Annotated in this window: 29 protein-coding genes and 1 pseudogene; 15 read left to right on the plus strand and 15 right to left on the minus strand. The window is 70.6% G+C overall.

The window, feature by feature from the left end:
- Positions 1-148: 148 nt before the first annotated feature.
- The 6 genes from EAD89_RS18040 to EAD89_RS18065 form a co-directional block, all read right to left on the minus strand.
- On the minus strand, positions 149-523 hold the full coding sequence (locus EAD89_RS18040; RefSeq protein WP_121676559.1) for a YciI family protein: 375 nt from the start codon (positions 521-523) through the stop codon (positions 149-151).
- Positions 524-787: 264 nt separating this feature from the next.
- Positions 788-2,530 carry an ABC transporter substrate-binding protein gene (locus EAD89_RS18045; protein WP_121652621.1) on the minus strand — a complete coding sequence of 581 codons (1,743 nt, stop codon included), beginning with the start codon at positions 2,528-2,530 and terminating at the stop codon, positions 788-790.
- A 155-nt stretch (positions 2,531-2,685) separates the two neighbouring features.
- Positions 2,686-3,672: an ABC transporter permease gene (locus EAD89_RS18050; protein ID WP_121652622.1), complete on the minus strand. Its 987-nt coding sequence runs from the start codon at positions 3,670-3,672 to the stop codon at positions 2,686-2,688.
- Between the two features lie 9 nt (positions 3,673-3,681).
- Complete coding sequence (locus tag EAD89_RS18055) at positions 3,682-4,689, minus strand: ABC transporter permease (protein WP_121652623.1); 1,008 nt, start codon at positions 4,687-4,689, stop codon at positions 3,682-3,684.
- Entirely contained in the window at positions 4,686-5,732 is a 1,047-nt protein-coding gene (locus EAD89_RS18060; protein ID WP_233578787.1) for an ABC transporter ATP-binding protein, read from the minus strand. The genes EAD89_RS18055 and EAD89_RS18060 overlap by 4 nt, the downstream gene beginning before the upstream one ends.
- Entirely contained in the window at positions 5,729-6,802 is a 1,074-nt protein-coding gene (locus EAD89_RS18065; RefSeq protein WP_199733551.1) for an ABC transporter ATP-binding protein, read from the minus strand. Before EAD89_RS18065 ends, EAD89_RS18060 begins: the two co-directional genes overlap by 4 nt.
- A gap of 256 nt (positions 6,803-7,058) precedes the next feature.
- Between EAD89_RS18065 and EAD89_RS18070 the strand changes: the two genes are divergently transcribed.
- The 6 genes from EAD89_RS18070 (at position 7,059) to EAD89_RS18095 (ending at position 14,312) form a co-directional block, all read left to right on the plus strand.
- Positions 7,059-7,250, plus strand: a complete 192-nt coding sequence (locus EAD89_RS18070) for a hypothetical protein (RefSeq protein ID WP_121676561.1) — start codon at positions 7,059-7,061, stop codon at positions 7,248-7,250.
- Positions 7,251-7,283: 33 nt separating this feature from the next.
- Positions 7,284-8,720: a TldD/PmbA family protein gene (locus tag EAD89_RS18075; protein WP_121676562.1), complete on the plus strand. Its 1,437-nt coding sequence runs from the start codon at positions 7,284-7,286 to the stop codon at positions 8,718-8,720.
- A gap of 120 nt (positions 8,721-8,840) precedes the next feature.
- The gene (locus EAD89_RS18080; RefSeq protein WP_121676563.1) at positions 8,841-10,247 is read left to right on the plus strand and encodes a TldD/PmbA family protein; all 1,407 of its coding nucleotides are present in this window, start codon (positions 8,841-8,843) and stop codon (positions 10,245-10,247) included.
- 262 nt (positions 10,248-10,509) lie between these two features.
- Positions 10,510-11,316 carry a hypothetical protein gene (locus EAD89_RS18085; protein ID WP_121652627.1) on the plus strand — a complete coding sequence of 269 codons (807 nt, stop codon included), beginning with the start codon at positions 10,510-10,512 and terminating at the stop codon, positions 11,314-11,316.
- A 12-nt stretch (positions 11,317-11,328) separates the two neighbouring features.
- The gene (locus EAD89_RS18090; protein WP_121652628.1) at positions 11,329-13,245 is read left to right on the plus strand and encodes a fumarate reductase/succinate dehydrogenase flavoprotein subunit; all 1,917 of its coding nucleotides are present in this window, start codon (positions 11,329-11,331) and stop codon (positions 13,243-13,245) included.
- The gene (locus EAD89_RS18095) at positions 13,245-14,312 is read left to right on the plus strand and encodes a succinate dehydrogenase/fumarate reductase iron-sulfur subunit (RefSeq protein WP_121652629.1); all 1,068 of its coding nucleotides are present in this window, start codon (positions 13,245-13,247) and stop codon (positions 14,310-14,312) included. The genes EAD89_RS18090 and EAD89_RS18095 overlap by 1 nt, the downstream gene beginning before the upstream one ends.
- Before the next feature lie 88 nt (positions 14,313-14,400).
- On the opposite strand, the gene EAD89_RS18100 is transcribed toward EAD89_RS18095, so the two are convergent.
- Positions 14,401-14,856, minus strand: coding sequence for a (deoxy)nucleoside triphosphate pyrophosphohydrolase (locus EAD89_RS18100; protein WP_121676564.1), 456 nt, complete (start codon positions 14,854-14,856; stop codon positions 14,401-14,403).
- A 183-nt stretch (positions 14,857-15,039) separates the two neighbouring features.
- On the opposite strand from EAD89_RS18100, the gene EAD89_RS18105 reads away from it, so the two are divergent.
- A complete protein-coding gene (locus tag EAD89_RS18105; RefSeq protein ID WP_121652631.1) occupies positions 15,040-15,348 on the plus strand; it encodes a 4a-hydroxytetrahydrobiopterin dehydratase in 309 nt (102 codons plus the stop codon).
- Positions 15,349-15,477: 129 nt separating this feature from the next.
- A complete protein-coding gene (locus EAD89_RS18110; RefSeq protein ID WP_121652632.1) occupies positions 15,478-15,801 on the plus strand; it encodes a hypothetical protein in 324 nt (107 codons plus the stop codon).
- Positions 15,802-15,867: 66 nt separating this feature from the next.
- On the opposite strand, the gene EAD89_RS18115 is transcribed toward EAD89_RS18110, so the two are convergent.
- Positions 15,868-16,290 carry a VOC family protein gene (locus EAD89_RS18115; protein ID WP_121676565.1) on the minus strand — a complete coding sequence of 141 codons (423 nt, stop codon included), beginning with the start codon at positions 16,288-16,290 and terminating at the stop codon, positions 15,868-15,870.
- A complete protein-coding gene (locus tag EAD89_RS18120; RefSeq protein WP_121676566.1) occupies positions 16,287-16,640 on the minus strand; it encodes a DUF1801 domain-containing protein in 354 nt (117 codons plus the stop codon). Before EAD89_RS18120 ends, EAD89_RS18115 begins: the two co-directional genes overlap by 4 nt.
- A 119-nt stretch (positions 16,641-16,759) precedes the next feature.
- Here EAD89_RS18120 and EAD89_RS18125 point away from each other — a divergent pair, with 119 nt between their 5' ends.
- The 5 genes from EAD89_RS18125 to EAD89_RS18145 all read left to right on the plus strand — a co-directional run bounded on the left by EAD89_RS18125 (position 16,760) and on the right by EAD89_RS18145 (position 20,374).
- Entirely contained in the window at positions 16,760-17,650 is an 891-nt protein-coding gene (locus tag EAD89_RS18125; protein WP_121676567.1) for a LysR family transcriptional regulator, read from the plus strand.
- A complete protein-coding gene (locus EAD89_RS18130) occupies positions 17,647-18,402 on the plus strand; it encodes a class I SAM-dependent methyltransferase (RefSeq protein ID WP_121676568.1) in 756 nt (251 codons plus the stop codon). Before EAD89_RS18125 ends, EAD89_RS18130 begins: the two co-directional genes overlap by 4 nt.
- A 10-nt stretch (positions 18,403-18,412) precedes the next feature.
- Complete coding sequence (locus EAD89_RS18135; protein WP_007464929.1) at positions 18,413-18,775, plus strand: PH domain-containing protein; 363 nt, start codon at positions 18,413-18,415, stop codon at positions 18,773-18,775.
- 235 nt (positions 18,776-19,010) lie between these two features.
- Entirely contained in the window at positions 19,011-19,742 is a 732-nt protein-coding gene (locus EAD89_RS18140; RefSeq protein ID WP_121676569.1) for a class I SAM-dependent methyltransferase, read from the plus strand.
- A gap of 257 nt (positions 19,743-19,999) precedes the next feature.
- A complete protein-coding gene (locus tag EAD89_RS18145) occupies positions 20,000-20,374 on the plus strand; it encodes a VOC family protein (RefSeq protein ID WP_121676570.1) in 375 nt (124 codons plus the stop codon).
- A 31-nt stretch (positions 20,375-20,405) separates the two neighbouring features.
- Here the strand turns inward: EAD89_RS18145 and map are convergent, their stop codons facing one another.
- Positions 20,406-21,224: a type I methionyl aminopeptidase gene (gene map / locus EAD89_RS18150; RefSeq protein ID WP_121676571.1), complete on the minus strand. Its 819-nt coding sequence runs from the start codon at positions 21,222-21,224 to the stop codon at positions 20,406-20,408.
- Between the two features lie 103 nt (positions 21,225-21,327).
- Here map and EAD89_RS18155 point away from each other — a divergent pair, with 103 nt between their 5' ends.
- Positions 21,328-21,594: a helix-turn-helix domain-containing protein gene (locus tag EAD89_RS18155; RefSeq protein ID WP_089016955.1), complete on the plus strand. Its 267-nt coding sequence runs from the start codon at positions 21,328-21,330 to the stop codon at positions 21,592-21,594.
- 108 nt (positions 21,595-21,702) lie between these two features.
- The gene (locus tag EAD89_RS18160) at positions 21,703-22,230 is read left to right on the plus strand and encodes a hypothetical protein (RefSeq protein ID WP_233578789.1); all 528 of its coding nucleotides are present in this window, start codon (positions 21,703-21,705) and stop codon (positions 22,228-22,230) included.
- A 221-nt stretch (positions 22,231-22,451) separates the two neighbouring features.
- Here the strand turns inward: EAD89_RS18160 and EAD89_RS18165 are convergent, their stop codons facing one another.
- The 5 genes and pseudogenes from EAD89_RS18165 to EAD89_RS18185 form a co-directional block, all read right to left on the minus strand.
- Entirely contained in the window at positions 22,452-23,204 is a 753-nt protein-coding gene (locus tag EAD89_RS18165) for a DUF1028 domain-containing protein (protein ID WP_121676573.1), read from the minus strand.
- 4 nt (positions 23,205-23,208) lie between these two features.
- Positions 23,209-24,018: a GNAT family N-acetyltransferase gene (locus EAD89_RS18170; RefSeq protein WP_158610752.1), complete on the minus strand. Its 810-nt coding sequence runs from the start codon at positions 24,016-24,018 to the stop codon at positions 23,209-23,211.
- 92 nt (positions 24,019-24,110) lie between these two features.
- A complete protein-coding gene (ychF, locus tag EAD89_RS18175) occupies positions 24,111-25,196 on the minus strand; it encodes a redox-regulated ATPase YchF (protein WP_089019066.1) in 1,086 nt (361 codons plus the stop codon).
- A gap of 94 nt (positions 25,197-25,290) precedes the next feature.
- Positions 25,291-26,025 carry a peptidase E gene (locus tag EAD89_RS18180; protein WP_121652649.1) on the minus strand — a complete coding sequence of 245 codons (735 nt, stop codon included), beginning with the start codon at positions 26,023-26,025 and terminating at the stop codon, positions 25,291-25,293.
- A gap of 296 nt (positions 26,026-26,321) precedes the next feature.
- Positions 26,322-26,750, minus strand: a pseudogene (locus tag EAD89_RS18185) (hypothetical protein); the annotation flags it as partial.
- Positions 26,751-26,813 lie beyond the last annotated feature (63 nt).

The following is a 26,813-nucleotide window of genomic DNA, read 5'->3' on the forward strand; positions in this document are numbered from 1 at the left end:
CAGCGCCACCGGCCCCTCCGCGTTCGTGAATCTTGGACACTTTCCGTTCGCGACTGACGGAAACTGTCCAAGATCTGTTGGACGATGGCCGCCCCGTCGGCGGCGTCATCGTCCAACGTCAGTCACCCGGATCAGTCGATGTGGGGTGTCACCCTCGCCAGTTGGCCTGGCGGAGCATCGCGTCCTGTTCGGCGTCGGGCATGAGCTCCCGGACCTCCTGCGCGCAGCGGCAGGCGACGGCAATCTTGGCAGCCCACTCCAAGGCCTCCTCGCGTGAGGCCACGTCGATGACCGAGAACCCGCCGATGACCTCCCTGGTCTCCGGGTACGGGCCGTCGGTGACCGTCCCGTCCGTGGCCACGACGCTCGCCCTCTGGCGTTCGAGTCCGGCGCCGAACACCCACACGCCGGCGGTGAAGGCGTCCTGGACGACGGCGTGCGAGGCCTTGCCCACGTCAGCCCAGTCCTCGTCGGGGATGTGGTCCATCGAGCCTTCACTGAACGAGATCAGGTACCGGGTCATCCCATGGCTCCCTTGTCCCGGCGGTCTCCTGCGACCGCCTCTCAGCTGTTCTACGAACGGCTCGCCCCGTATTCGACGCGGTACCGGAGGTTTTACGGGACTTCACGCACTGCCAGGAACGCGGCGAGGCCGAGCCGGGCCGTCACCTCGGCGGACGTCGATACGAGCTGCCCGGATCGCGCCGTCAACTGTTGGGTGGAGACGACAAGGGTCCCCTCCCGACGGCGCTGTCGGGAGGGGACCCTTGCCTGCCTGCGGTGTTACCTACGGCTTGACGTGCGCGTTCACGAACGACGCGTAGCCGAAGACGCTGGAGATGAAGACTCCGCCGGCCTTGGACCCGTGCACGTTGTAGGCCACGTCGACGAAGAGCGGCACCACCGGCGCGTGCTCCTTCATGATCCGCTCGTCGAGCTTGGCCCACTCCGGACCCTGCTCGGCCGCGGACAGGGCCGAGATCCGGTCCATCTCGGCGTTGATCGTCGGGTCGTTGAAGTAGGACTGGTTGCTGTTGCCCTCGGCCTTGATGGTGCGGCCGTCGTAGAGCACCGGCAGGATCGAGGCGCCGCTCGGCCAGTCCGCCGCCCAGTTACCGATGTACAGGTCCCAGGGGTTGTCCTTCTTCTTGATCTCGTCGAGCTTCGCGTCGTCCGAGATGTTCCGCAACGTGATCTTGAAGCCGGCCCGCTCCAGGTTGGCCTTGAGCTGGGCACCGATCTGCTGCTCGGTCGTGTTGTCGGCGACACCGAGGACCAGCGCGGGCGTCTGCCCGCCGAGCAGTTCCTTGACCTTGGCGACGTCGCCGTTGGCCCCCGCCGGGTACGCGTCGTACGCCTTGTAGCCGATGGTGGCCGGCGGCATCAGCGTGGTCAGCGGCGCGGCGACGGTCTGGCCGCCGAGCGCCTTGATCAGGCCCTCCCGGTCGATGGCGTAGTTGAGCGCCTGCCGGATCTTGAGGTCCTTGACCCGCTGGTTGTTGATCACCAGCTGGTTGGCGCTCGGGGTCGGCGAGAGGATGCTGCGCGACTTCAGCGAGGCATCCCCGGCCACCTTGGCGACCAACGAGGCGGGCACGGCGTTGAAGGCGAGCGCGCTCTGGTCGGCGCCGTTGTCGGCGATCACCCGGTTGTTGGCGGCGTCCGCGGTCGGGCCGAAGGTCCAGACGAACTGGTCCGGGTACTGGTGCCGGACCGGGTCGGTGTTCGGGTCCCAGTTGGGGTTGCGGTCCAGGGTGATCTGCACGCCGACCTGGTTCTTGGCGATCTTGTACGGGCCGGACGAGAACGGCTGCTTGTCCAGGTCGACGCCGGTGTCCTTGTCCGGCGGCAGGGGCGCGGTGGTCGGCAGCGAGACCGCGAACGGCAGGTCACAGCGGGCCTTGGCGAACTCGAAGCGCAAGGTCTTCTCGTCCGGCGTGGTCAGCCCGGGCGGCAGCGACGTCTTGTTCTTCTTGAAGTCCCACTTGGTGTCGAACTGCGGGCTGTCGGCCAGCCACTCCTGGAGGTAGGTCGGGCCGCCGGAGAGGTCCGGGTCGAAGGAGCGGGCGATGCCGTACGCGATCTCCTTGGAGGTGATCGGGCGGCCGTCCTCGAACTTCACCCCGTCCTTGATCTTGAATTCCCAGACCTTGCAGTCCTTGTTGACGTTGGTGCCCGGCGTCTCGGCCAGGTCGCCGACGAGAACCAGGCCGCCCTTGCCGTCGTCCTTCCAGGTGGTCAGATAGCGGGCGAAGAGCGGGTTCGCCATCAGGCCCGCGAACGAGTACGTCCGCTGCGGGTCGAGGTGGGAGATCGGCGACTCCCGGATGATGGTGAACGTGCCGCCCTTCTGTGCCCCGCTCACCTCGGCGGCAGGGCCCTTGGAGTCCTTGGGGTCGCTCGCGATGACCCCGGTCTGCTGCCGCTCGGTGTCCACCGTGGTGCCCTCGCCCGTGTTCTCCGAGCACGCACCCAATGCCACAACCAGAGCGATCGCGCCGCCTACGGCGGCCGCCACGCGTGGTCGCATGAAGTACCTCCTTCATCAATGTGCCGTGCGGTCCGTCGGGGCGAGAACCGCCGACGTCTCGAGGATCGTAAAGAAGAAAACCTACGAATTGTGTAACAGTTGTCGATAACTTTCGCCGCCGACCGGGCTGGTGGACACGCCGGTCGGCCGCCGGCTCAGCGCAGCCGGACCCGGGGGTCGATGGCCGCGTAGAGCAGGTCCACCAGCACGTTCGCCAGCACCACGAAGACGGCCGCGATCAGCACGGTGGCCATGATGGTGGGCAGGTCGCCCGAGCGCACCGCGTCCACCGCCGTGCGACCCAGCCCCTGGATGCCGAAGGTGGTCTCGGTGATGACCGTGCCGCCGAGCGCGCCGCCGACGTCCAGGCCGGCGATCGTCACCACCGGCGTGATCGCCGCGCGCAGCGCGTGTCGCCCGTACACCTTGGGTTTTGCCAGGCCCTTCGCCCGCGCGGTGCGGACGAAGTCCTCCGACAGTGTCTCCAGCATCTGCGCCCGGGACAGTCGGGCGTAGATGGCCGAGAAGAGAAAGGCCAACGCGACCCAGGCCAGCACCAGCCCACTGGCCCACTTCGCCGGATTGTCGAAGATCGAGGTGTAGCTCGGCACCGGCAGCAACCGCAGGTTGTAGACGAACACCAGCAGCAGCACCGCGCCCACGAAGTAGAGCTGCAACGAGGCGCCGGTCAGCGAGAAGCCGATCGCCAGCCGGTCCAGCCAGGTGCCCCGGCGCAGCGCGGAGACCATGCCCAGACCCACCCCGAGCAGCAGCCAGAGGATGGCCGCCGGGATCACGATGCTCAGCGTCACCGGCAGCACCCGGGCGATGGTGTCCGAGACCGCCTCGTTGGTGACGTACGACCAGCCCAGGCAGGGCGCGTCGCACCGGCCGCCCTGGGCGCTGCCCAGGTCCCGCCCCATGACGATGCCCTTCATGTAGCCGGCGTACTGGCTGATCAGCGGGTCGTTGAGGCCCAGCTCGGTCCGGACCCGCTCCAGCCGCTCCGGGCTGCAGTTCTTCGGGCACATGCCGGTGACCGGGTCACGCGGCAGGGCGAAGAACATCAGGAAGGTCAGCACGCTCACCGCGAAGAGCGTCAGCGTGGCCGAGAAGAGTCGCTTGATCAGGAATCGCGCCATGGGAAACCCCTACCGGGACGACTTCGGGTCGAGCGCGTCACGCAACGCGTCGCCGAAGAGGTTGAAGGCGAACACCAGCGCGAAGATCGTGATGCCCGGGAAGAACACGTACGCCGGGTCGGTCTGGAGGAAGTCCAGACTGCGGTAGATCATCCGGCCGAAGCTCGGCGTCTCGTCACTGAGGCCGACGCCGATGAACGAGAGCGCGGCCTCGCTGGTGATGAACTGCGGCACCGCCAGGGAGAAGGAGACCAGGATCGGCGCCCAGATGTTCGGCAGCAACTGCCGGAAGAGCATGTGCCCCAGCCCGGCGCCGCTGGCCTTCGCCGCCTCCACGAACTCCCGCTCACGCAGCGCGATCACCTGCCCGCGTACGAGTCGGGCCGTGCTGGTCCAGCCGAAGATGGCGAAGACGCCGATCAGCACGCCCACCCCGAAGGCGGACGACACCTGCCCCCGCTCGCCGTAGAAGCGCAGCGTGATGGTGGGCGTGAGGGCCAGCGCGATGATCAGGAACGGCATGGCCAGGGTCAGGTCGGTGATCCAGTTGATCACCGCGTCGAGCCAGCCGCCGAGGTAACCGGCGAGCGCCCCGAGCACGACCCCGATCGTCGCGGTGATCAACGCGGCGGCGAACGCGATGAACAGCGACGTCCGCAACCCGTAGATCAACCGGATGAAGATGTCCCGGCCCAGCCCCGGCTCCAGGCCGAACCAGTGCTCGCCGGTGACCCCACCGGCGTAGCCCAGCGGCATGCCGAAGCCGTCCAGCAGGTTCTGGAACTGCTCACGCGGGCCGATCCCGTAGACCATCTCGATCAGCGGCGCGGCCAGCCCCAGCACCATGAAGAAGATCAGCAGCACACCGCTGACCATGGCCGTCCGGTCGCGCCGCAGCCGGAGCCACGCGAGCTGACCGGGCGAACGACCGACGACACCCTTCACCGCGGGCCCGCCCGCGTCCGCGCTGGACTCGATCTCGGCCAGCGCCACACCCTCCACCGGGGACAGGCTCACGGCGACACCTCCTCGACGATCGCGCCGGCAGCATCCCCCGCGGGGGCCCCTTCCGCTAGCAAGCTCGCGCCCACGGCCTCGGGGAAGTGACACGCGGTGGCCTGGTTGCCGCCGTCGCGCGGCACCAGCGCCGGCTCCTGGGTGGCGCAGATGTCCTGCGCCTTCCAGCACCGGGTGCGGAACCGGCAGCCCGACGGCGGGTCGAGCGGGGTGGGCACGTCGCCGCTCAACCGGATCCGGCCACCCGGGCCGAGCCGGGTGACGTCCGGGATCGCCGAGAGCAGCGCCCGGGTGTACGGGTGCTGCGGGCGCTCGTAGATGTCCGCCCGGTCACCGATCTCCACGATCCGCCCGAGGTACATCACCGCGACCCGCTGGCAGAAGTGCCGGACCACGGCCAGGTCGTGGGCGATGAACACGAACGCCAGGCCGAGGTCCCGTTGCAGGTCCCGCAGCAGGTTGACCACCTGCGCCTGGATCGAGACGTCCAGCGCGGAGACCGGCTCGTCGGCGACGATCAGCTTGGGCCGCAGGGCCAGCGCTCGGGCGATGCCGATGCGCTGGCGTTGGCCACCGGAGAACTCGTGCGGGTACCGGTTGTAGTGCTCCGGATTCAACCCGACCAGCTCCAGCAGCTCCTGCACCCGGGCCTTGATCCCGCCCGGCGGCTTGATCCCGTTGACCTGCAGGGGCATGGCCACGATGCGGCCCACGGTGTGCCGGGGGTTCAGGGAGGCGTACGGGTCCTGGAAGATGATCTGGAGGTCCTGGCGCAGCGGGCGCAGCTCACGCCGGCCGGCGTGCGTGATGTCCCGCCCGGCGAACTCGATGCTGCCGGCGGTCGGCTCCAGCAGCCGGACCAGCATCCGACCGGTGGTGGTCTTGCCGCAGCCGGACTCCCCCACCAGGCCGAGCGTCTCGCCGGGTTGCACGTCGAAGTCGAGCCCGTCGACCGCCTGCACCAGGCCGGTGGAGCGCAACCCCTGGCGTACCGGGAAGTGCTTGGTCAGGCCGCGTACCCGCAGCAGCGGCTGGTCGGTCATCGGGCCACCCCCACGGATGCGATGTCCTCGGCGTAGAGCGTGGCGCGCTCCTCGGCGGTCAGGTGGCAGGCGACCAGGTGGCCGGCTGAGCCCGCTTCGCCGGTTGGGCCTGCCGGGCGCAGCTCGGGCACCTCGGTGCGGGACCGGTCGCCGGGGCGGTCCGCGTACCGGCAGCGCGGGTGGAAGGCGCAGCCGGGCGGCAGGTTGATCAGGCTGGGCGGGTTGCCCCGGATCGGCAACAGGTCCGCGTCCGCGTCGCCGTGCAGCGACGGCACGCTGGAGAGCAACCCCCAGGTGTACGGGTGCTGCGGCGTGCGGAGCACCTGCTCGACGCTGCCCCGCTCCACGGCTCGACCGCCGTACATCACCAGCACCTCGTCGGCGACCTGGCCGACCACGCCGAGGTCGTGGGTGATCAGGATGATCGCGGAGTGGAACTCGGCCTGGAGGTCGGCGAGCAGGTCCAGGATCTGCGCCTGCACGGTGACGTCCAGCGCGGTGGTCGGCTCGTCGGCGATCAGCAGGGCCGGGTCGTTGACCAGCGCCATGGCGATCATCGCCCGCTGGCGCATGCCGCCGGAGAACTCGTGCGGGTACTGGTCGAAGCGGCGCGCCGGCTGCGGGATGCCGACCCGGTCCAGCATGTCCACCGTCCGCTGGCGGGCCTCTCGCCGGCTGGCCTCCGGGTGATGCACCCGGTACGCCTCGGCGATCTGCCGGCCCACCGTGTAGTACGGGTGCAGCGCGGAGAGCGGGTCCTGGAAGATCATCGCCATGTCGCGGCCGCGCAGCCGGCGTACCTCCTCGTCTGCGAGGCCCACCAACTGCCGGCCGCCGACGGAGATCTCGCCGGTGATGGTCGTCCGCTTGGCGTCGTGCAGGCCGAGGATGGCCAGCGAGGTGACGCTCTTGCCCGAGCCGGACTCGCCGACGATGCCGAGGGTGCGACCCCGCTCGACGGCGAACGACACCCCGTCGACCGCGCGGACCACGCCGTCCTCGGTGTCGAACCGGACCCGCAGGTCGGTCACCCGCAGGTAGGCGTCCTGGTCGGAGCGCTGCACCGGCACGGTGGGACGGTCGTCCGGTTCCCCGGACGGCGCCGGATCCGAGCTGTCCACGGCCGCCTCCCTCAGTGACGAAGAGAACTTACAGGAAAGTCCCGAGGGTGAAAATAAGCTACAAAGTCGGCACCTGTCAGCGGGCCCGAGCGTAACGAGTCGGCATCGGCCCTGAACACCCCTCACCTCGCCATCCATGGCCATTCATGCCCCGCTCACACGCCGCGTGCGACGTCGGTGGCGCGGCCTCAGCTGCAATGGGCGGGTGATTCCTGCCGAAATTCTTGGTCACCGACTGCCCTGGACCGAGTCGGACTACCTCGCCCTCGGTGTCACGGCGTGCCGGATCGAACTCCTCGACGGGGGACTACTCGTCGGCCCGCCGCCGACAGTCCGGCACCAGGCGATCGTCGGCGCCCTCGCAACGGTGTTGGAGCCCGAGGATCTCGTCCCCTGACGGACGTCGGTCGGCTGGCCTAGGGTCGGTCGCATGACCGAGTTCGACGCGGCCACCGCCGCTGTACAGGCCGCCCTCGACGCGGGCGCCCGGTACGCCGACGCGCGGGTGATGCACCGCCGCTACGAGTCGATGACCGCGCGCAACGGCGACGTGGAGGAGCTGACCCAGGACGAGAGCATCGGGCTCGGCGTCCGGGCGCTGGTCGGGGCGAGCTGGGGCTTCCACGCCGTACCCGATCTCTCTGACGCGGCCGCCCGCGACGCCGGCCGACGCGCGGCCCGGATCGCCACGGCGAGCGCGCGGGTGCCCGGTCCGCCGGTCGATCTGGTGCCGGTCGAGGCGGTCACCGCGAGCTGGTCCTCGGGCTGTCAGATCGATCCGCTCGGGGTGCCCCTGTCGGACAAGGGCGACCTGCTGGTCGGCGCGACACGCACGATGGCCGAGCACGGCGCCGACCTGGCCGAGGGGCTGTACCAGATCTGGGACACCGCCAAGTGGTTCGTCTCCAGCGAGGGCCACCGGATCGACCAGCGGATCCGCGAGTGCGGCGGCGGCATCTCGGCCACCTCCATCGGCGACGGCGAGACGCAGCGGCGCTCCTGGCCCAGCTACCGCGGGCAGTACGGCACCACCGGCTGGGAGCTGGTCGAGTCGCTCGACCTGGCCGCCCACGCCGCGCAGATCGCCGAGGAGTCCCGGGCGCTGCTCACCGCGCCGCCCTGCCCCGCCGGCGAGACGGATCTGATCCTCGGCGGCGAGCAGTTGGCCCTGCAGATCCACGAGTCGGTCGGGCACGCCATCGAGTTGGACCGGATCCTCGGCTGGGAGGCCGCGTTCGCCGGCACGTCCTGGCTGGACCTGGCTCAGCTCGGCTCGCTGCGCTACGGCTCCGAGCTGATGAACATCACCATCGACCCGACCATCCCGGGCGCGCTGGGCAGCTTCGGCTTCGACGACGAGGGTTCCCCGGCGGTCAAGCGGGACGCGGTCCGCGACGGGCGCTGGGTGGGCGTGCTCGCCGGCCGGGACTCGGCCGCCATGGCCAGCCTCGACTACGGCGGCAGCGTGCGCGCCGACGGGTGGGCCCGGTTGCCGATGGTGCGGATGACCAACGTGGGCCTGGAACCCGGCCCGCACACGCTGGACGAGATCATCGCGGCCACCGACGACGGGGTGCTGATGGACCTCAACCGGTCGTGGTCGATCGACGACAAGCGGCTCAACTTCCAGTTCGGCTGCGAGGTCGGCTGGGAGATCAAGAAGGGGCGGCGGGGGCGGATGCTGCGCAATCCCACCTACACCGGGATCGGCCCGCTCTTCTGGCGGTCGATGGACATGCTCTCCGGCGAGACGGTGCCCTGGGGTACGCCCAACTGCGGCAAGGGCCAGCCCGGCCAGACCGGGCACACCGGCCATCCGGCGGCGCCGGCGCGCTTTCGTAACGTCCGGGTGGGGGTGTCAGCGTGAGCGCGAGGAGTGAGCCGGGTTTGCGAGCCCCGCAGTCGCGAACGAAAGAGGTGCCAGCGTGAGCGCGAGGAGTGAGCCGGGTTTGCGAGCCCCGCAGTCGCGAACGAAAGGGGTGCCGGCGTGAGCGCGCCTACCGAGCTGGAGTTGGCCGGGCAGGTCGTCGAGTTGGTCCGGCGTCTCGGCGGCCCGGCCGCGCAGGCCGAGGCGGTGGTGACCCGCGCCGACCTGGCGCTGACCCGGTTCGCCAACTCGGCCATCCACCAGAACGTCGCCGAGTCGACCGTCGGCATCCGGCTGCGGGTGCACGTCGACGGGCGGACCGCCGCCGGCAGCGGCAGCGTCGTCACCGCCGACGGGTTGCGCGCGCTGGCCGAGCGCACCCTGGCCGCGGCACGGCTCTGCCCGCCTGACCCGGGTTGGCCGGGGCTGGTCCCACCCACGTCCGCGCCGCTCGCCCCGCCCGTCGACGAGGCCACGGCGCACGCCGAGCCGGATCAGCGGGCCGACCGGGTCCGCGCGTTCGTGGCCGCCGCCGGCGGTCTCAGCACCGCCGGTTACTGCCGCACGGCGCACCGCTCGTCGGCGTACGCCAACTCGGCCGGGCACACCGCGCACGGCCGCTCGGTGGAGGCGGCGATGGACGGCATCGCGCGCCAGGCCGGCGCGGACGGGGTGGCCCGGCGCTGCGCCGACCGCTTGTCCGACATCGACGGCGCCGAACTGGGCGGGCAGGCCGCGGCGAAGGCCCGGGCCGCGGCCGACCCGGTCGAGCTGCCGCCGGGGCGCTACGAGGTGGTGTTCGAGCCGGCCGCCGTGGCGGACCTGTTGCAGAACCTCTCCTGGTACGGCTTCAACGGCAAGCGGTACGCCGAGCGGCAGTCCTTCGCCGAGCCGGGGGCGGCGCAGTTCGACCGGGCGGTGACCCTGGTGGACGACCCGCTGGGCGCGTCGGGGCTGCCCTTCGACGCCGAGGGCACCGGCCGGCGGGCGCTGACCCTGGTCGAGGCGGGCACCACTCGCGCGGTGGCGCACGACCGGCGCACCGCCGCCGAGGTGGGCGCGGAGTCCACCGGGCACGCGGTCGCCGGTGGCGCCACCTGGGGGCCGATGGCCCGCAACCTGCGCATGTCCGGTGCGGCGGCCGGCCCGGCCAGCGCGACGGGCCGGAGCACCACGGGCGCGGCGGCCGGCGCTGTGGTCGACGCGGACACCGCCGCGCTGGTCGCCGGCGTACGCCGGGGGCTGCTGGTCACCGACCTCTGGTACACCCGCGTGCTCGACCCGAAGAGCCTCGTCGTCACCGGGTTGACCCGCAACGGCGTCTGGCTGGTCGAGGACGGCACGGTCGTGCGGGCGGTCCGCGATCTGCGGTTCACCGAGTCGTACCCGCGGGCGCTGGGGCCGGGCGCGGTGCTCGGGCTGGGCGGGCGGCCGGTCCGTCAACCGGACCGGGTGGACGGTGTGTGGTGGGCGGCGCCGCCGGTGCGGCTGGCGTCCTGGCACTTCACCGGGGGTGCCTCCGGCTGAGCGGGCGGGCCGACAGTGATCTTTTCAACACCGTGCCATTGACCGGCGTACCAGGGCTTTTGCGCAGGTCGGACACACGGGACGGTCCCTTGCGCGGACGGCTCGCAGAGATCGGCGTAACGTGTGTCACTTAGCTGCGCCGGTCGATCCGGCGTGGTTGTTGGTGTGCGCATGACGTGGCAGCGGGTGCGGGTTCGCCGGTCCGCGTGCCGACCGGAGAAGATCAGCCCGCCCGTACGGGCCCGTCGAGGAGACGACTCGAATGACATCAACGGCAACGAGGCCGCGGGGAGCGCGGGCGCGCGCCGCCATCGCGGCGAAGACGTTGCGTACCGACCGCTGGTGGTTCGCCCCGCTGATCACCGTGATCGGGCTGAGCGCCTGGGTCGCGTACGCGACGGTCCGGGTCTTCATGCACAAGTGGTACTGGGTGGACGACTTCCACTACCTGACCCCGTTCTACTCGCCGTGCGTGACAGAGCGGTGCGTGGAGGGGGCGTCGCACTTCGGCCGGTTCCTGCCCGGCTGGTGGATCATCCCGGACGCCGCGCTGACGCTGCCGTTCCTGCTGCTGTTCCGGCTCACCTGCTACTACTACCGCAAGGCGTACTACCGGTCGTTCTGGCTGTCGCCGCCGGCCTGCGCCGTGCCGGACGGGCACAAGGAGTACGGCGGTGAGACCCGGTTCCCGCTGCTCGGTCAGAACCTGCACCGCTACTTCTTCTACGCCGCGGTGATCATCTCGCTGATCAACACCTGGGACGCGATCCTCGCCTTCCACTCGCCGAAGGGCTTCGGCTTCGGGCTGGGCAACATCATTCTGGTGCTCAACGTGGTGATGCTCTGGGCGTACACAATCTCCTGCCACTCCTGCCGGCACATCATCGGCGGCCGGCTCAAGCACTTCTCCAAGCACCCGGTGCGGTACAAGGCCTGGACGTTCGTCTCGGCCCTGAACGTCCGGCACATGCAGCTCGCCTGGATCACCCTCGGCACCCTGGCGCTGGCCGACTTCTACATCATGGCGCTCGCGGCCGGTTGGTTCTCCGACCTGCGGTTCATCAACTAAAGGGCCCCTGACATGACCACTACCACTCGTATCGAACGACACCACTACGACGTCGTCGTCATCGGGGCCGGCGGCGCCGGTCTGCGCGCGGCGATCGAGGCCCGGCTCGCCGGCAAGAAGACCGCGATCATCTCCAAGTCGCTCTTCGGCAAGGCGCACACGGTGATGGCCGAGGGCGGCGCCGCCGCCGCGATGGGCAACGTGAACAGCCGGGACAGCTGGCAGGTGCACTTCCGCGACACCATGCGCGGCGGGAAGTTCCTCAACAACTTCCGGATGGCCGAGCTGCACGCGAAGGAGTCGCCGCAGCGGATCTGGGAGCTGGAGACGTACGGTGCGCTCTTCGACCGCACCAAGGACGGCAAGATCTCCCAGCGCAACTTCGGCGGCCACGAGTACCCCCGCCTGGCGCACGTGGGCGACCGGACCGGCCTGGAGCTGATCCGCACCCTCCAGCAGAAGATCGTCTCGCTCCAGCAGGAGGACCACCGGGAGTTCGGCTCGTACGACGCCCGGATCAAGGTGTTCTCCGAGACCACCATCACCGAGCTGCTGCTCGACGGTGACCGGATCGCCGGCGCGTTCGGCTACTACCGGGAGTCCGGGGAGTTCATCCTCTTCGAGGCGCCGGCCGTGGTGCTGGCGACCGGCGGCGTCGGACGCTCCTACAAGGTCACGTCGAACTCCTGGGAGTACACCGGGGACGGGCACGCGCTGGCGCTGCGCGCCGGGGCGACGCTGATCAACATGGAGTTCCTCCAGTTCCACCCGACCGGCATGGTCTGGCCGCCCTCGGTGAAGGGCATCCTGGTCACCGAGTCGGTGCGTGGTGACGGTGGCGTCCTGAAGAACTCCGACGGCAAGCGGTTCATGTTCGACTACGTCCCCGACGTCTTCCGCAAGCAGTACGCGGAGACCGAGGAGGAGGCGGACCGCTGGTACACCGACCCGGACAACAACCGGCGTCCACCGGAGCTGCTGCCCCGTGACGAGGTGGCCCGCGCGATCAACAGTGAGGTCAAGGCGGGGCGTGGCTCCCCCGCCGGTGGTGTCTTCCTGGACATCGCGAGCCGGCGCTCCTCCGACGAGATCCGCCGGCGGCTGCCGTCGATGTACCACCAGTTCAAGGAGCTGGCCGACGTCGACATCACCGCCGAGCCGATGGAGGTCGGGCCGACCTGCCACTACGTGATGGGCGGCGTCGAGGTGGACCCGGATTCGGGCGCCGCCTTCGGCCACGTACGCGGGCTCTTCGCCGCCGGCGAGGTCTCCGGCGGTATGCACGGCTCCAACCGGCTGGGCGGCAACTCCCTGTCCGACCTGCTGGTCTTCGGCAAGCGCGCGGGTGGGCACGCGGCCAGCTACGCCGACGGGCTGGACGCCCGGCCGAAGGTGGGCGTGGACGCGGTGGAGGCGGCGGTGGAGACCGCTCTGGCTCCGCTGCAGCGCGACACGGGCGAGAGCCCGTACGTCCTCCAGCAGGATCTCCAGGCGGTGATGGGGGATCTGGTCGGCATCATCCGCCGGGAGGGCGAGCTGGCCGACGCGCTGGGCCGGCTGGCCGAGCTGCGCGAGCGGGTGGCCAAGGTGAGCGCGGCCGGTGGCCGGCGCTACAACCCGGGCTGGCACCTGGCTCTGGACCTGCGCAACATGCTGGTCGTCTCGGAGTGCACCGCCAAGGCCGCGCTGGAGCGGCAGGAGTCGCGCGGCGGGCACACCCGGGAGGACTATCCGGCGATGGAGCCGAAGTGGCGGCAGGTGAACCTGGTCTGCGCGCTGGACGGGGACACCGTGCGGTTGACCCGCAAACCACTCCCGAAGATGCGGGCCGAGCTGATCGGCCTCTTCGACCGGGCGGAGCTGGCCAAGTACCTGACCGACGAGGAGCTCGCGGAGTTCGACGCCCTCGCTGAGGAGGCGGGCAACTGATGGGAACCAAGAGGCAGTTCCGCATCTGGCGGGGCGACGAGAACGGCGGCGACCTCCAGGACTACACGGTCGAGGTGAACGAGGGCGAGGTCGTCCTCGACATCATCCACCGCCTCCAGGCCACCGACGCGCCGGACCTGGCCTGCCGGTGGAACTGCAAGGCCGGCAAGTGTGGCTCCTGCTCCATGGAGATCAACGGCATGCCGAAGCTGGGCTGCATGACCCGGATGTCCACCTTCACGGAGGACGAGACGGTCACCGTCACCCCGCTGCGTACCTTCCCGGTGATCCGGGACCTGGTCACCGACGTCTCGTTCAACTACGAGAAGGCCCGGGAGACGCCGGCGTTCGCCCCGCCGGCCGACGTGGCCCCCGGCGACTACCGGATGCAGCAGGTCGACGTGGAGCGCTCGCAGGAGTTCCGCAAGTGCATCGAGTGCTTCCTGTGCCAGACCGTCTGCCACGTGGTCCGCGATCACGAGGAGAACAAGCAGGCGTTCTCCGGGCCGCGCTACTTCATCCGGGCGGCCGAGCTGGACATGCACCCGCTGGACGCCCGGACCGACCGCAAGGAGTACGCACAGGCCGAACAGGGCCTCGGCTTCTGCAACATCACCAAGTGCTGCACGGAGGTCTGCCCCGAGCACATCAAGATCACTGACAACGGGATCATCCCCATGAAGGAACGGGTCGTCGACCGCAGGTACGATCCCCTTGTGTGGCTTGGTAGCAAGATCTTCCGCCGGGGCGAGACGCCCCAGACCAGCGTGACCACCGCCCGTCAGGGCTCGGCGACGCCGCCGAGTACGAGCCGGGGCGGGACGCACTCGCACGCGGGTGGTTCGCACGACCCGCACGCCGAGGCGCAGGCGCAGAGCGGCGTCAACTGGCACCGGGAGGTGCCGCACCCGACCGCGCCGGCCGTCGACGACCGGGGCCGGTTGCCGCTGACCGAGCTCACCTTCGACCGGGCCGCCGCGCCGTCGCCGTTCGGTGACGACGTGACCTTCCCGCTGCCTCCGGAGCACCTCAACTTCGCCCACCCGGAGCAGGACGACAAGCACTGAGCACGACCACCAGGACGGGGGCCGGCCGGCATTGCCGGGGCCCCCGTCCCCCATTTCCAGAGTTGATCATGAGTGCGCCACACCATGATCAGTCGGTTGGCAACCGGGGATCCGCGAGCAGGGGGCGGAGCGCGGCGACGATGGGGGCGTCGGCCGGGAGCCAGGTGACCGAGTCCAACTCGTCGGCGGTGAGCCAGCGCAGCGCCGAGTGCTCCAACGCCTGCGGCTGATCGTCGTGCAGCAGCCGGGCGGCGTACACCTTGAGCACCGAGCGGCCGTGCGCCATCCGCACGTCGCGGCCGACCCGGTCGCCGATCTGCACGCGTACGGCCAGCTCCTCGGCGCACTCCCGGACCAGCGCGTCCGTCTCGGCCTCCCCCGGCTCGACCTTTCCGCCGGGAAACTCCCACATCCCCGCCACCTCGGGCGGGGCGGAGCGGGCACAGGCGAGCACCCGCCTGTCCCGGATGATCGCCGCTCCCACGATCACCTTCAGGTCCCGTCGTTCGGTCTGCCCGCCACCATTAGCCCGTTCGGTCCGCACGGGCGTCCAGGGTGCCAGATCAATCGGCGGTTTGGGTACCGTCGCCGTCCGCTAGGCCAACAGAACACGGAAGTGTGGGCGTGGACACTCCTAGCGAGCGACGACAGACTAGAGGGCACCGACAAGACACGGGATGGCGACGATTTGGCCACAAGCCGGCAACGGCGCTTGGGGGGTGCGGTTATGCGCGTGCTGTTCAACAGCCGGGCCAAGCACGACTACCTTTCCGACGCGTTGACCTTGCTCTCGGGTTGGACGCGTGAAGGCGAGCAGATCCGACGGACTCTGGAGATCGACGATACCCAACACGCGGCGCTGACCGAGCGGGTGAAGGTCGTCGCCGACGCACTGCGGCTGCGTCCCGAGATCAGCCGCCGGTCAGACAGTACCCAGATCCGGGTCGGGCACGGTAACGACGAGCCGCTGACCGAGGGCGAGGTCCTGCTGGCGGCCCGCATCGAGGACGCCTACCGCGCGGTCATCGAGTCCTGAGGGCTCGGTGTGAAGTCGTGAGAATACTGAGGTTTCCCTGAAAAGTACCCGGGTATCGATTCGGTGCGGTAGCGGACAACAAGCCGCAACCAACCTGAGTCTCTGATACTTCACTTTTCGGGAGCTGACATGACCACCCCCATCCAGAACCGCGGCGCCGACCACGTCGAGCACGCCGGCCAGCACGACGTCCGCCGCGTGCACCGGCACGGCGACGAGACCAAGCCGTCCTGGAAGACCACCGAACTGGCGGTCTACCTGCTCGCCGTCATCGGGGTCCTGATCGCCTCGAACGCCGTCGGCGACGGCGCCGCCAACGACGGTGGCGACTACTTCGCCGCCGACAAGGCCTGGTGGTACATCACCCTGCTGACCATCGGTTACCTGGTGAGCCGCGGCCTGGCCAAGTCCGGCAGCCGCAGCGCCGACCACGACCCGCGCAGCGACCACTGACGCACCGCGGAAAGCCCCGCACTTCCCGTTCGGACGGGGAAGGGCGGGGCTTTCGCATGGTCGGGTTCATCCGTCGGCGCGGGCGTCCTGCGGGTACCAGCGCAGCTCCACCGAGTTGCCGTCCGGGTCCCGCACGTAGATCGAGGTTGCCGAGCCGCGCGCGCCGAACCGGTCGACCGGCCCGGTCAGCACCGTGAAGACGCCCGACTCGATCACCCGCTCCCAGTCCAGCGGCGCCACCACCAGGCAGAAGTGGTCCACGTTGGTGCCCCGCCGGTCGCCTCGGACGAGGTCGATGATGCTCTCGGGGCTGATCCGCACCGACGGGAACGGGACGGTTCCGGCTCGCCACTCGTCGACCCGTACCGGCGCGAGCCCGAGCCGGCCGCAGTAGAAGTCCAGCGCCCGCTCCACGTCCGTGACGGTCAGCACCAGGTGGTCGAAGCCGGTCACCCGTACGGCGCTGTGCCTGCTGCTTCGCTCGCTCACGCCTCCTCCAGCGCGGCGGCCGCGCGCAGCCAGTCGGTGAACAGGGCCGGGTCGATGTCCGCGACGCCGTGCAGCTTCACCACCGCCATGGCCCGCGCGGCGGGCACCAGTCGCCCGGACGGGTCGGCGATCTCCTGCCCCCGCCACAGCCCGAAGGTGACGTAGGAGCCGTACGCCTTGACCAGGCAGACCGGACGTCGACCGGGCCGGTCGCCCAGACTCCACACCGGGTGGCCGTGCCACATCGCGCCGGTCGCCCCGGGCAGGGCGTCCGCGATGACGGGCGTCAGCTTCTCCCCGACCTCGCGGAGCGGGCCGGCCAGGCCGGCCAGGTAATCGTCGATGCTCATCTCGCAGCCTCTCGGTCGAGCGTGCTCTCCTTGCCGACTTCACTATCCGGCGACGGGAACCGCCGACCAAGATCGGTTGCGGCTACGATCGTTGACCACCGGTCAACGATGGGAGCGATGTGCTGGAGCGGTACGAGGTCGAGACGTTCCTGACCCTCGCCGAGGAGCTGCACTTCGGCCGGACCGCCGAGCGACTTCGGGTCAGCACCGGCCGGGTCAGCCACGTGGTCAAGAAGCTGGAGCGCCAGATCGGGGCACCGCTGTTCGCGCGGACCAGTCGGGTCGTCCGGCTCACCCCGATCGGGCGGCAACTCGCCGACGACCTGACGCCACACGTGGCCGGGATCGACGCGGCGGTCCGCCGCGCGGTCGACGCCGGCCGGGGCGTCACCGGGACGCTGCGGGTGGCGTTCCTCGGCGAGTGGACGGCGCCGGTGCTGCTCCGGGCGGTGGCGCTGTTCTCCGAGCGGCACCCCGACTGCACGGTGGAGGTGCACGAGGCGCAGCTGTCCAACACCCGGGCCGGCCTGCTCGACGGCTCGACCGACGTGCTGATCGCCTCGTACCCGTTCGACGGGATGGTCAACGGCCCGGCGCTGTTGTCCGAGGACCGGATGCTGGCGGTGGCCGCGGGCCACCCGCTCGCCCGGGAACGGTCCGTGTCGCTGGAGGTGCTCGCCGACCACCCCGTGGTGCAGTACCCGTCGGTGACGTCGGTGGAATTCAAGCGGGACCGGACCCCGGAGCACACCCCGACCGGCCGGCCGGTGCCGAAGGGGCCCGCAGGGAACACCTTTTCCGAGATGCTGTCCCTCGTGGCGATGGGCCGCGGTGTGCTGCCGGTGGGCGGGCACACCCGCCGCTACTACCCACGCCCCGACGTGACGTACGTGCCGATCCACGACGCGCCACCCATCGAGCGGGGTCCGGTGTGGCTGGCCAGCAACACCACCACCCGGGTACGGGAGTTCGTGCGTGCCGCGACCGACGCGAACAGCGCGGACCGGTGAGACACGGCGAGTTCCGCCATCCGCGGCTGGTCCAGGTCTACGACGCCGAGTGCGCGTGGGGGCCGGACGACGACTTCTTCCGGGCGGTGGTCGACGAGACCCCGGCCGCCCGGGTCCTCGACCTGGGCTGCGGCACCGGCCGCCTGACCGTCGCCCTCGCCGCCGCCGGCCACACCGTCACCGGCGTCGACCCCGCCGGCGCGTCCCTGGCCGCCGCCCGGGTCAGACCGGGCGGCCAGCAGGTGACCTGGATCGAGGGCACCTCGGCCGTGCTGCCGGACGGGGCGTTCGACGTGGCGGTGTTGACCAGCCACGTGGCGCAGTACTTCGTCGACGACGCGGAGTGGGCGCGTACCCTCGCCGACCTGCACCGGGCGCTGGCACCCGGCGGCCGGCTGGTCTTCGACGCCCGCGACCCGGCGGACCGCCGCTGGGAGCGGTGGAACCCGGTGGACTCGCAGCGGCGGATCAGGCTGCCGGACGGCGACGAGGTCCGCGCGTGGACCGAGACCACCGGGGTACGCGACGACGCGGTCAGCTTCACCCACCACTACCACTTCGCCGACGGCGAGGAACTGCTCAGCTCGGCCACGCTGCGGTTCCGCACCGAAGCGCAGCTGCGCGACTCCCTGGGCACGGCGGGTTTCACCGTGGATCGCATCCACGGCGGTTGGCGCCGCGAGCCGGTCGGCCAGGGCGACGGCGAGTTCCTGGTCGTCGCCCACGCCAGCCGGTTGGCGCCGGTTGCCTAGCCTGGTTCGCATGGCGAACATCGCGTACGACCGCAAGGAGCAGGTCCAGCAGATCGAGAGCGGGCTCCTCGACGGTGAACAGATCATCGCCGTCTACGACGCTGTCGGCACCGGCACCGGGTTCATCGGGCTGACCGACCGACGCGTGATCATCCAGGACCGCTCCTTCGTCGGGAAGCGGCATGCGATCACCAGCATTCCGTACTCGAAGATCACCAGCGTGAGCGTGGTCAGCAACAAGTCCTGGGGTGGCACGTTCTTCTCCACCGGGGCGATCGCCATCCACGTCGGCACACACACCTACGAGGTGGAGTTCCGTGGCGCGCAGAAGAGCCACCACGTGCACAACGTGATCCTGCACCACATCTCCTGACCGCCCGACCAATCGCGGGCCCGGTCGAGGTAAATGCCTTGCCGGGCCCCGGCGTCCTCTGGTGTCCTCACCCGACAGCCGCGCGAAGGGAGCAGCCGCCATGCCGCACTTGACGAAGACCCTCCGACCGAACGTCATCCGACCTGAGGAATCGAGGCTTCGTGAGCAGATCCGCTCCGACATCCGCGACGCGGGGAAGCACCGCTGACCTTCTGACCACCCCCGGAGGCCGCTGATGTCGGTCTTCGACGATCCCGGCCTCTTCGGCCGGCTGTGGGCCGCCGGCTACGACGACGGACCGAACCCCGACCCGATTCCGGCCGTCGACTTCCTGGCCAACCTGGCCGACGGCGGGCCGGTACTCGAACTGGCGATCGGCACCGGCCGGATCGCACTGCCGCTGGCCGAGCGCGGCCTCACCGTGCACGGCGTCGAGGCGTCCGAGGAGATGCTGGCCGAGATGCGGGCCAAGCCCGGCGGCGACCAGATCCCGGTCGTGGTCGCCGACATGGCGGACGTACCCGTGCCGGGCCCGTTCCGTCTGGCATACCTGGTCTACAACACGCTGTTCAACCTGGTGGACGCCGAGCGACAGGCGGACTGCTTCCGCAACGTCGCCCGGGTGCTGTCGCCCGGCGGAGCGTTCGTCGTCGAGGCGTTCGTGCCCGACCCGCGCAGCTTCGACCGGGACGAGCAGGTGCAGGTACGCGCCGTGACCGAGGGCTCGGCGACGATCCGGCTGCACCGGTACGACCGGCCGGCGCAGCGGTTCATCCGGCAGACCATCACCTTCGACAGTGCGGGCGTGCACCTGAAGCCCTTCGCGATGCGGTACGCCTGGCCGCACCAGATCGACGCGATGGCGCAGCAGGCGGGGCTCCGGCTCACCGAGCGGTACGCCGACTGGCAGGGTCGACCGTTCGACGCGGACAGCACGTCCCACATCTCCGTCTACCGCGCCCCGTAGCGGCGGTTGGTCGACTCCGGGACCCTGGAGCCGGTGGTGTCGATGTGTCACTGTCGATGACACCCGACCTCCACGGCCCCGGAGTCGATCTCCGTCAGCGGAAGCGAGGTTGGGCGTCGTCGCCGCCGGCATCGGCCCGAAACGCCGCGCCGCACGCGAGAACGCCCGACTGCGCGCGGCGCTGCTCGGGGGCGAGATCCCACCGAAGGCAGACGTGCGTCCGGACCGTGTCGTACCCGGCGGGCACGATGCGGGACATGTCTGAGCCGACTCCGCACCGACACAACGCCATCGACTACGTGGAGCTCACAGTCACCGAGCTCGACCGGGCCAAGCGCTTCTACGCCGACGCTTTCGGCTGGGAGTTCAACGACTACGGGCCGGGGTACGCCGGCATCCGGAGCCCGGAGGGTGTCTCCGCACCGGAGGTGGGCGGTCTGCGCGCCGACCAGGAGGTCCGGACGGGCGGCCCGCTCGTGCTGCTCTACTCGACCGATCTGGACCGGTCCGTGGAGGCGGTGAAGGCCGCCGGCGGTCAGGTGGTGGACGGGCCGTACGAGTTCCCCGGTGGCCGGCGGTTCCACTTCACCGACCCCAGCGGCAACGAGCTGGGCGTCTGGGCCGAGCGGTAGCGCCTCGCGTCACTCCCGGCCGGCCCGCTCGTCAGGACGTCGCGGCCGACTGCCCGCTGCGGTCGCCCGGCCTCGTGCCGTGCCCGGGGCGGCGGGTCAGCACCTGGGGGCCAGCCTGGGTGATCGCGACGGTGTGCTCGGAGTGGGCCGAACGCGAGCCGTCCGCGGACCGGATCGTCCACCCGTCCTGGTCAAATCTGATCTTGTCGGTGCTGCGGCACAGCCACGGCTCGATCGCGATCGTCAGGCCAGGCTTGAGCTTCATGCCCCGGCCGGGGCGGCCGCTGTTGGGCACGTGTGGGGCCTCGTGCATGGTGCGGCCGATGCCGTGCCCGCCGAATTCGTCGTTGACCCGGTAGCCGTAGCGATGGGCGACCTCGCCGATGGCGGCGGAGATGTCGCCGAGTTGATTGCCCGGCCGCGCGGCGTCGATCCCGGCCTCCAGCGCGACCTCGGTGGCCTCGATCAGCTTCAGGTCCTCCGGGGCGGGGGTGCCGACGATGACGGACAGCGCGGAGTCGGCGACCCAGCCGTCGACGCCGACCGCCATGTCGATGCTCAGCAGGTCACCGTCGCGCAGGGCGTAGTTGTGCGGCAGGCCGTGCAGCACGGCGTCGTTGACCGAGAGGCACAGGACGTTGCGGAACGGGCCGCGGCCGAACGACGGCGTGTAGTCCCAGTAGCAGGACTCGGCGCCGCGTTCCTTGATCCGGCGGCGGGCGTGGTGTTCCAGGTCCATCAGGTTGACCCCGACGGCGGTGACCTCGCGCAGCTCCGCCAGCAGCTCGCCGACGAACTGGCCGGTCACGGCCATCCGATCGATCTCCTCGGGGGATTTAAGTTCGATCACGACCAGCCCTTCCCTCTCCGTAGCGGTATATTTATACCACGCTGTTCGGGGCGCCCCGCGAGTTGGCTTTGCCGGGCCGAGAAGGCGGATCTATCCTGCTGACATGGTTCGCCCACCGCTCACACCCGAACAGATCGCAGCGGGGCAACGTCTCGGGGCGGCGCTTCGGGTCGCGCGGGGCGGCCGCAGCCTTGTCGAGGTGGCCCTGGCGGCCGGCATCTCGCCGGAGACGCTGCGCAAGATCGAGGTGGGCCGGCTCCCGGCACCCGCGTTCGGCACCGTGGTCTGCCTCAGCGAGGTCCTCGGCGTCGCGCTCAGCGACCTGGCCGAGGTGTGGCTGGCCGACCTGCGCGTCCGCGAAGCGTCCTAGCGCGCACATGCCAGCACGCCGGTCGGGTGCCCGGCCCGCGGACCTGATTGCGGCAGTGAGCCGATAACGGCTGGCGCGGCGTGGAGCCCGTGGGCCATGGTCTGAGGTGTGATCGTCATCCAGCGGACACGCGTGCGATGGAGCGCGGCTGGGCGCGGCGCCCCACAGGCGGACGCCCGTCGAGGACTCGACCGTGCGGTGCCGCTCCCCAGGCCGCTGCCCACAGGCGACGTCGTGGTCCACGACGTGCTGGCCGATGAGGCCGTCAACTACGCACGCCACGACGACGTACAGACCGGCGACGTGAGCATCGCCCGCGGCCTCGCCCTGTGGCTCACCCTCGACGGCTCGGCGGTCACCGTCGAGCGACTGCCCGGCAGGGCGGCTTTTCCCCGGGTCGGAACTTCGACCCGCCTGTTCACCCTCACCCACGGGCAGGTCGGCCGCTATCGGGCCAACTTCCGGTTCCGGTTCACCGACTGCGCCTGCAACCCCAGCTGGTACTACGAGAACTGGTTGATCCACATCGGCAACGGCGATGTGGGACACGACCGGTTCCTGCGCGGCCAACCGGACCGCGATGTCGACAACCGTGTCCATCTCTATGGCGGCTCCGGACGCCGAAGCAACCACTAGCGGCCGCACGCGCGACTGTCGCTCGTCAGAGAGGTCACTCGCCGCCGGTCGGGACCTGCCGACGGCCCAAGGGGTCAGCGTCGGGTCGCCCTCGCTGAAGCCATGCTCGCCGGGGTCATCCGTTCACCGACATGAGCGGACGTGTCCAGCCCGGATTCAAACGTTGGAGCGGAACCTGTAGCCGCTCTCCCGCCACCGGCCGAAACGCGTCCGACGCCTGCTCACAGGGCCTCGCGGGGCGCCATCGTTGATGGCTGCTGGTTGCCGGCGTCTGACGGTGTCTCGTGCCCGATCTGTGCGCCGAGCGCCTGCCGGGCGGCTTCGCCCATGGGGTCGTCGCGGGTGGGCATCCCCTGGATGGTCGGCAGCACCTCCTCCCGGAAGACGCCGTGCAGCCGGCGCAGTTCCCGCGCCGGATGCCCGGAATCGTCGACCCGCACGTCCCAGAGCGGGTACGGCTGAACACCGATCACCGTCACGGTCGCCGACCGCGCGCCGTGCCGGTCACCGCCGGCCTCCTCGCCGGCCCCGATGGCCAGAACGAGCCGCTCCGCCAGGTCGAGTTCCCCACTGTGCTCGAACACCCGGACGATCTCGGCGAGGGTCTCCGGACCCACCAGGCGGTTGCCCTGCACCGCGTAACCCGGCCCGGTGCGGTGCCCCGCCCAGTCCTTCGTACGGGTGCCGGTGAAGGCGTGCGAGCGGCCCTGGCGGTCGACCATGCCCACCTGCCGCACCTCCCGACCCGGGTCCCGGGCCAGCAGCTCGGTCAGGACGTCCTGGGGCGAGCGGCCCTCGCCGAGCAGCGGCAGGCCGTCGTAGGCCAGGAACGGATTGGGGGTGGCCTGGGTCGCCACCGCACCACGGCCCGAATGGACGTGTGCGACGAGCTTGCCGACGGCAGGCCTGGCCGTCAGGGCTCCCACCCCGAGCTGGCCGGTACGCGGGCACCGTGCGGCGATCGAGAAGGTCACCGTCCTACCCCCTGGTCCGCTCCGGATGCACGTTATCGACCATGTCGTGCCCCGGCACGCTGATGCAGAGCGCGCCCGGCTCAGCCCCGCACACCGGGCAGGACCGCCAATCCTCGATCGAGCCAGGATCGTGCCCCAGTTCACCAGCCATGCGGCTGATCTCCACCGCCGCCTGGTGCAGACTGTCGTCCTGATGCCGGGTGGCGGCCCGATGGACGTCGCGCACCGCGTTCTTCGCACGCTCCTCCATGGGCTCGGACATGGCAGCGTCGTTCCCGGGAGGAGCGACCTGAAACGGAGCAACTGCCGGGCGAAAGCGCTGCACGAAGCCGCGAGCCTGATAGTTCGCCAGGGCGTGCGGATGGTCCCAGTTCGAGGTACGGAGCCAGACGACGCGCGTCCGGACGTCCAGTTCCACACCGTTCTCCGGCCACTGAAGGCTCCACGCGGCATGCGTCAGCAGTGACAAGGAGTAGCCGCCGTATCCGTGGCCTATGTACTCCGGGCTGAGACCGAAGGTATCCAGCTCCACGTCTCGCCCTGGATGTCGGCGCAGGCAGCCCCAACCGGCCACCTCGTCTCGCACGCGGATCCACCAGTGCCGCAACGCCGGGTCGCTGAGCCAGTCGACCCAGTTCCGTGTCGACCACTCCAGGCTCGACCATCGATGCGCCGCCGCGATGCGATCGTGTACCTCCTGCAACTGGGACAGGCTGTCCCCGGCAGGGTCCTCGACCGGCGCCAACGCCAGGCCCTCCACAGCCTTCGCCCACCGCAGCTGGGCCGGACCTGTCATCTCCAGATACGTGATCACCTTCTCGGAGTGCACGCTCTATCGTCTCCGGGGCGGCGGATTGCGGCTGGCCAGCATCGATCAGAACGCTGACCTGCGGGAACAGCCCGGATTCAGACGTTGAAGCGAAACTCCACCACGTCGCCGTCCTGCATGACGTACTCCTTGCCCTCGATGCGGACCTTGCCCGCAGCCTTGGCCGCCGCCATCGATCCGGCCGCAACCAGATCGTCGTAGGAGACCACCTCGGCCTTGATGAAGCCACGCTGGAAGTCGGAGTGGATGACGCCCGCGGCCTCCGGCGCGGTGGCGCCGACCGGGACGGTCCAGGCCCGCGCCTCCTTGGGACCGGCGGTCAGGTACGTCTGGAGCCCGAGGGTGCGGAAGCCGACCCGGACGAGCTGGTTGAGGCCGGGCTCGTTCTGCCCGATCGACTCCAGCAGCTCGCGGGCCTCCTCCTCGGGCAGGTCCACCAGCTCGGATTCGATCTTGGCGTCCATGAAGACGGCCTCGGCGGGGGCGACGAGGGCACGCAGTTCGTCGAGGAACGCGGCGTTGGCCAGTTCGGCCTCGTCGACGTTGAAGACGTACAGGAAGGGCTTGGTGGTGAGCAGGTGCAGCTCGCGCAGGTGCTCCAGCTCGATCTTGGCGGCGGCGGCCCCGGAGTACAGGGTCGTGCCGCCGTCGAGCACCTCGATGGCCGCCTTCGCGGCGGCGACCGCGGCCAGGCGGTCCTTGCGGAGCTTGGCCTCCTTCTCCAACCGGGGCAGCGCCTTGTCCAGGGTCTGCAGGTCGGCGAGGATCAGCTCGGTGTTGATCGTCTCGATGTCGTCGGCCGGGGAGACCTTGCCGTCGACGTGCACCACGTTCGGGTCGGAGAAGGCCCGCACCACCTGGCAGATCGCCGAGGCGTCCCGGATGTTGGCCAGGAAGGCGTTGCCCCGACCCTGCCCCTTCGACGCGCCGCGGACCAGGCCGGCGATGTCGACGAACGACACCGGCGCCGGCAGCACCTTCTGCGAGGAGAAGATCTCGGCCAGCTTGCCCAGCCGCTCGTCGGGCAGCCCGACCACGCCGACGTTGGGCTCGATGGTGGCGAACGGGTAGTTCGCCGCCAGCACGTCGTTCTTGGTCAACGCGTTGAAAAGCGTGCTCTTGCCGACGTTGGGCAGGCCGACGATGCCGATGGTGAGACTCACGACGGGCCAGCTTACGCCGGTGCTGGACGGGCCGGTCCAGGCGGCTCGGTTTTCGACTCCGGCGGACCCGCGCCAGCGGGACGCCGGACGGCTGTCAGCCGAGCAGGCGCGGGGCGATGACCGCCTCCCGGACGCTGCCGTCCGCGCCGCGGCTGACCTCGTACGCCGAAACGCCCTCGCGGTCGGCGACCGCCTCGACCAGCCGGGTGCCCTGGTAGACGAGCCCAACCCCGTCGTCGGTGCAGTGGCTGGTCGGCAACGTCTCGTCACCGACCAGCTCGTGCATCAGCGGACGCCGCTGGCCCTCGCTGTCGTAGTGCACCCCGTTGCCGTACGGCAGCCAGCCCAGGCCGTCGGTGAAGCCGCGCAGCCGGGGGCCGAAGCTGTCGGTGGCGCCACCGACGTGCCAGCAGATCGAGCCGGCGGAGACGCCGCCCAGCACCACGCCGGCCTGCCAGCACTCGTGCAGGATCTCGTCGAGCCCGTGCACCCGCCACAGCGCGACGAGGTTGGCCACGCTGCCGCCGCCGACCCAGATCACGTCCTGGGCGAGCAGGTGGGCGCGGACGTCCTCGACGTTCGGCATCGGGAACAGGGCGAGGTGCGACAGCCGGAATCGGGTGCCGGCGAACGCGCCGTAGATGGCCGTCTGCGAGGTGGGCTGGTCCCCTACGGCCTGCCCGAGGTAGCAGATGCGCGGCTGCGGGCCGGCCTCGGCGAGCTCGGCCGCCAGCTCGAACACCGGGCCGGGGCGCAGGTCGGTGGGGCCGCGGTCGCCCCGGAAGAAACCCATGCTGGTGGCGAGGATGGTCGGTTCGCTGGCGGGCATGTGGGTCCTTCCGTCGGTGCGGGACGGCTTTCATCCTGCCGCAGCGGGCCGCCGGTCGATCACCCCGCCCGGAGACCGAGGCCGGCGCCCGCTCAGCCGGCGCGTCTCTGGCGGGGCACCAGGGCCAGGACGTCGGCGATCGCCGCGGTCGGCTCGGTGGGTGGGCCCTCCGCCGGCTCGCCAGGCTGGCCCTCGGCCGGACCAACGGGGGGTGTCGCGCCGGCCGGCCGGTCGCTGATGGACGGCGCGTCCTCCGGCCGGTGACCCGGGGGCAGCTCAGCGAACGGCCGTTCCTCCGGGGGCAGTTGCGCGGCGGCGGCGCGGGGCAGGGTGAACCGTTCGGCGGCGGCCGGGCCGGCCGAGACCGACTCGCGCAGCATCCAGCGCACCTCGTCGGCCGTCCAGCCCAGCCCCGGCCGGACGGCGATCTCCCGGACCAGCCGCCGGCCGACCCGGGTGTCGTCGTCGTAGAACCGCATGCACCAGTGGTGCGTCCACATGCCGAGGGCACGCAGGCCGGCGTCGTCGAGCGAGCGGGCCAGCCGACCGCAGGCGGTGTCGGCGAAGGCCCGCTCGACGTCGGCCGCCCGGTCCCGTTCGATCGCCCCGACGGCGGCCGGCGCCACGGCCCGCATCCGTCGGTAGAAGGACTGCACCACCGCGCGGGGCAGCGGCGGGAACGCGTCCCGTGTCGATGTCGCCGCCCGACCCGCCACGCTCGCCATCACCGCACCCCTTCTTGAGTTGGTGGCCGGGACGTTACCCGCCACGACCGACACTTTCGGGCG

Origin of the sequence: Micromonospora sp. BL4 (genome assembly GCF_003667505.1) — a bacterium.
GTDB lineage: Bacteria > Actinomycetota > Actinomycetes > Mycobacteriales > Micromonosporaceae > Micromonospora.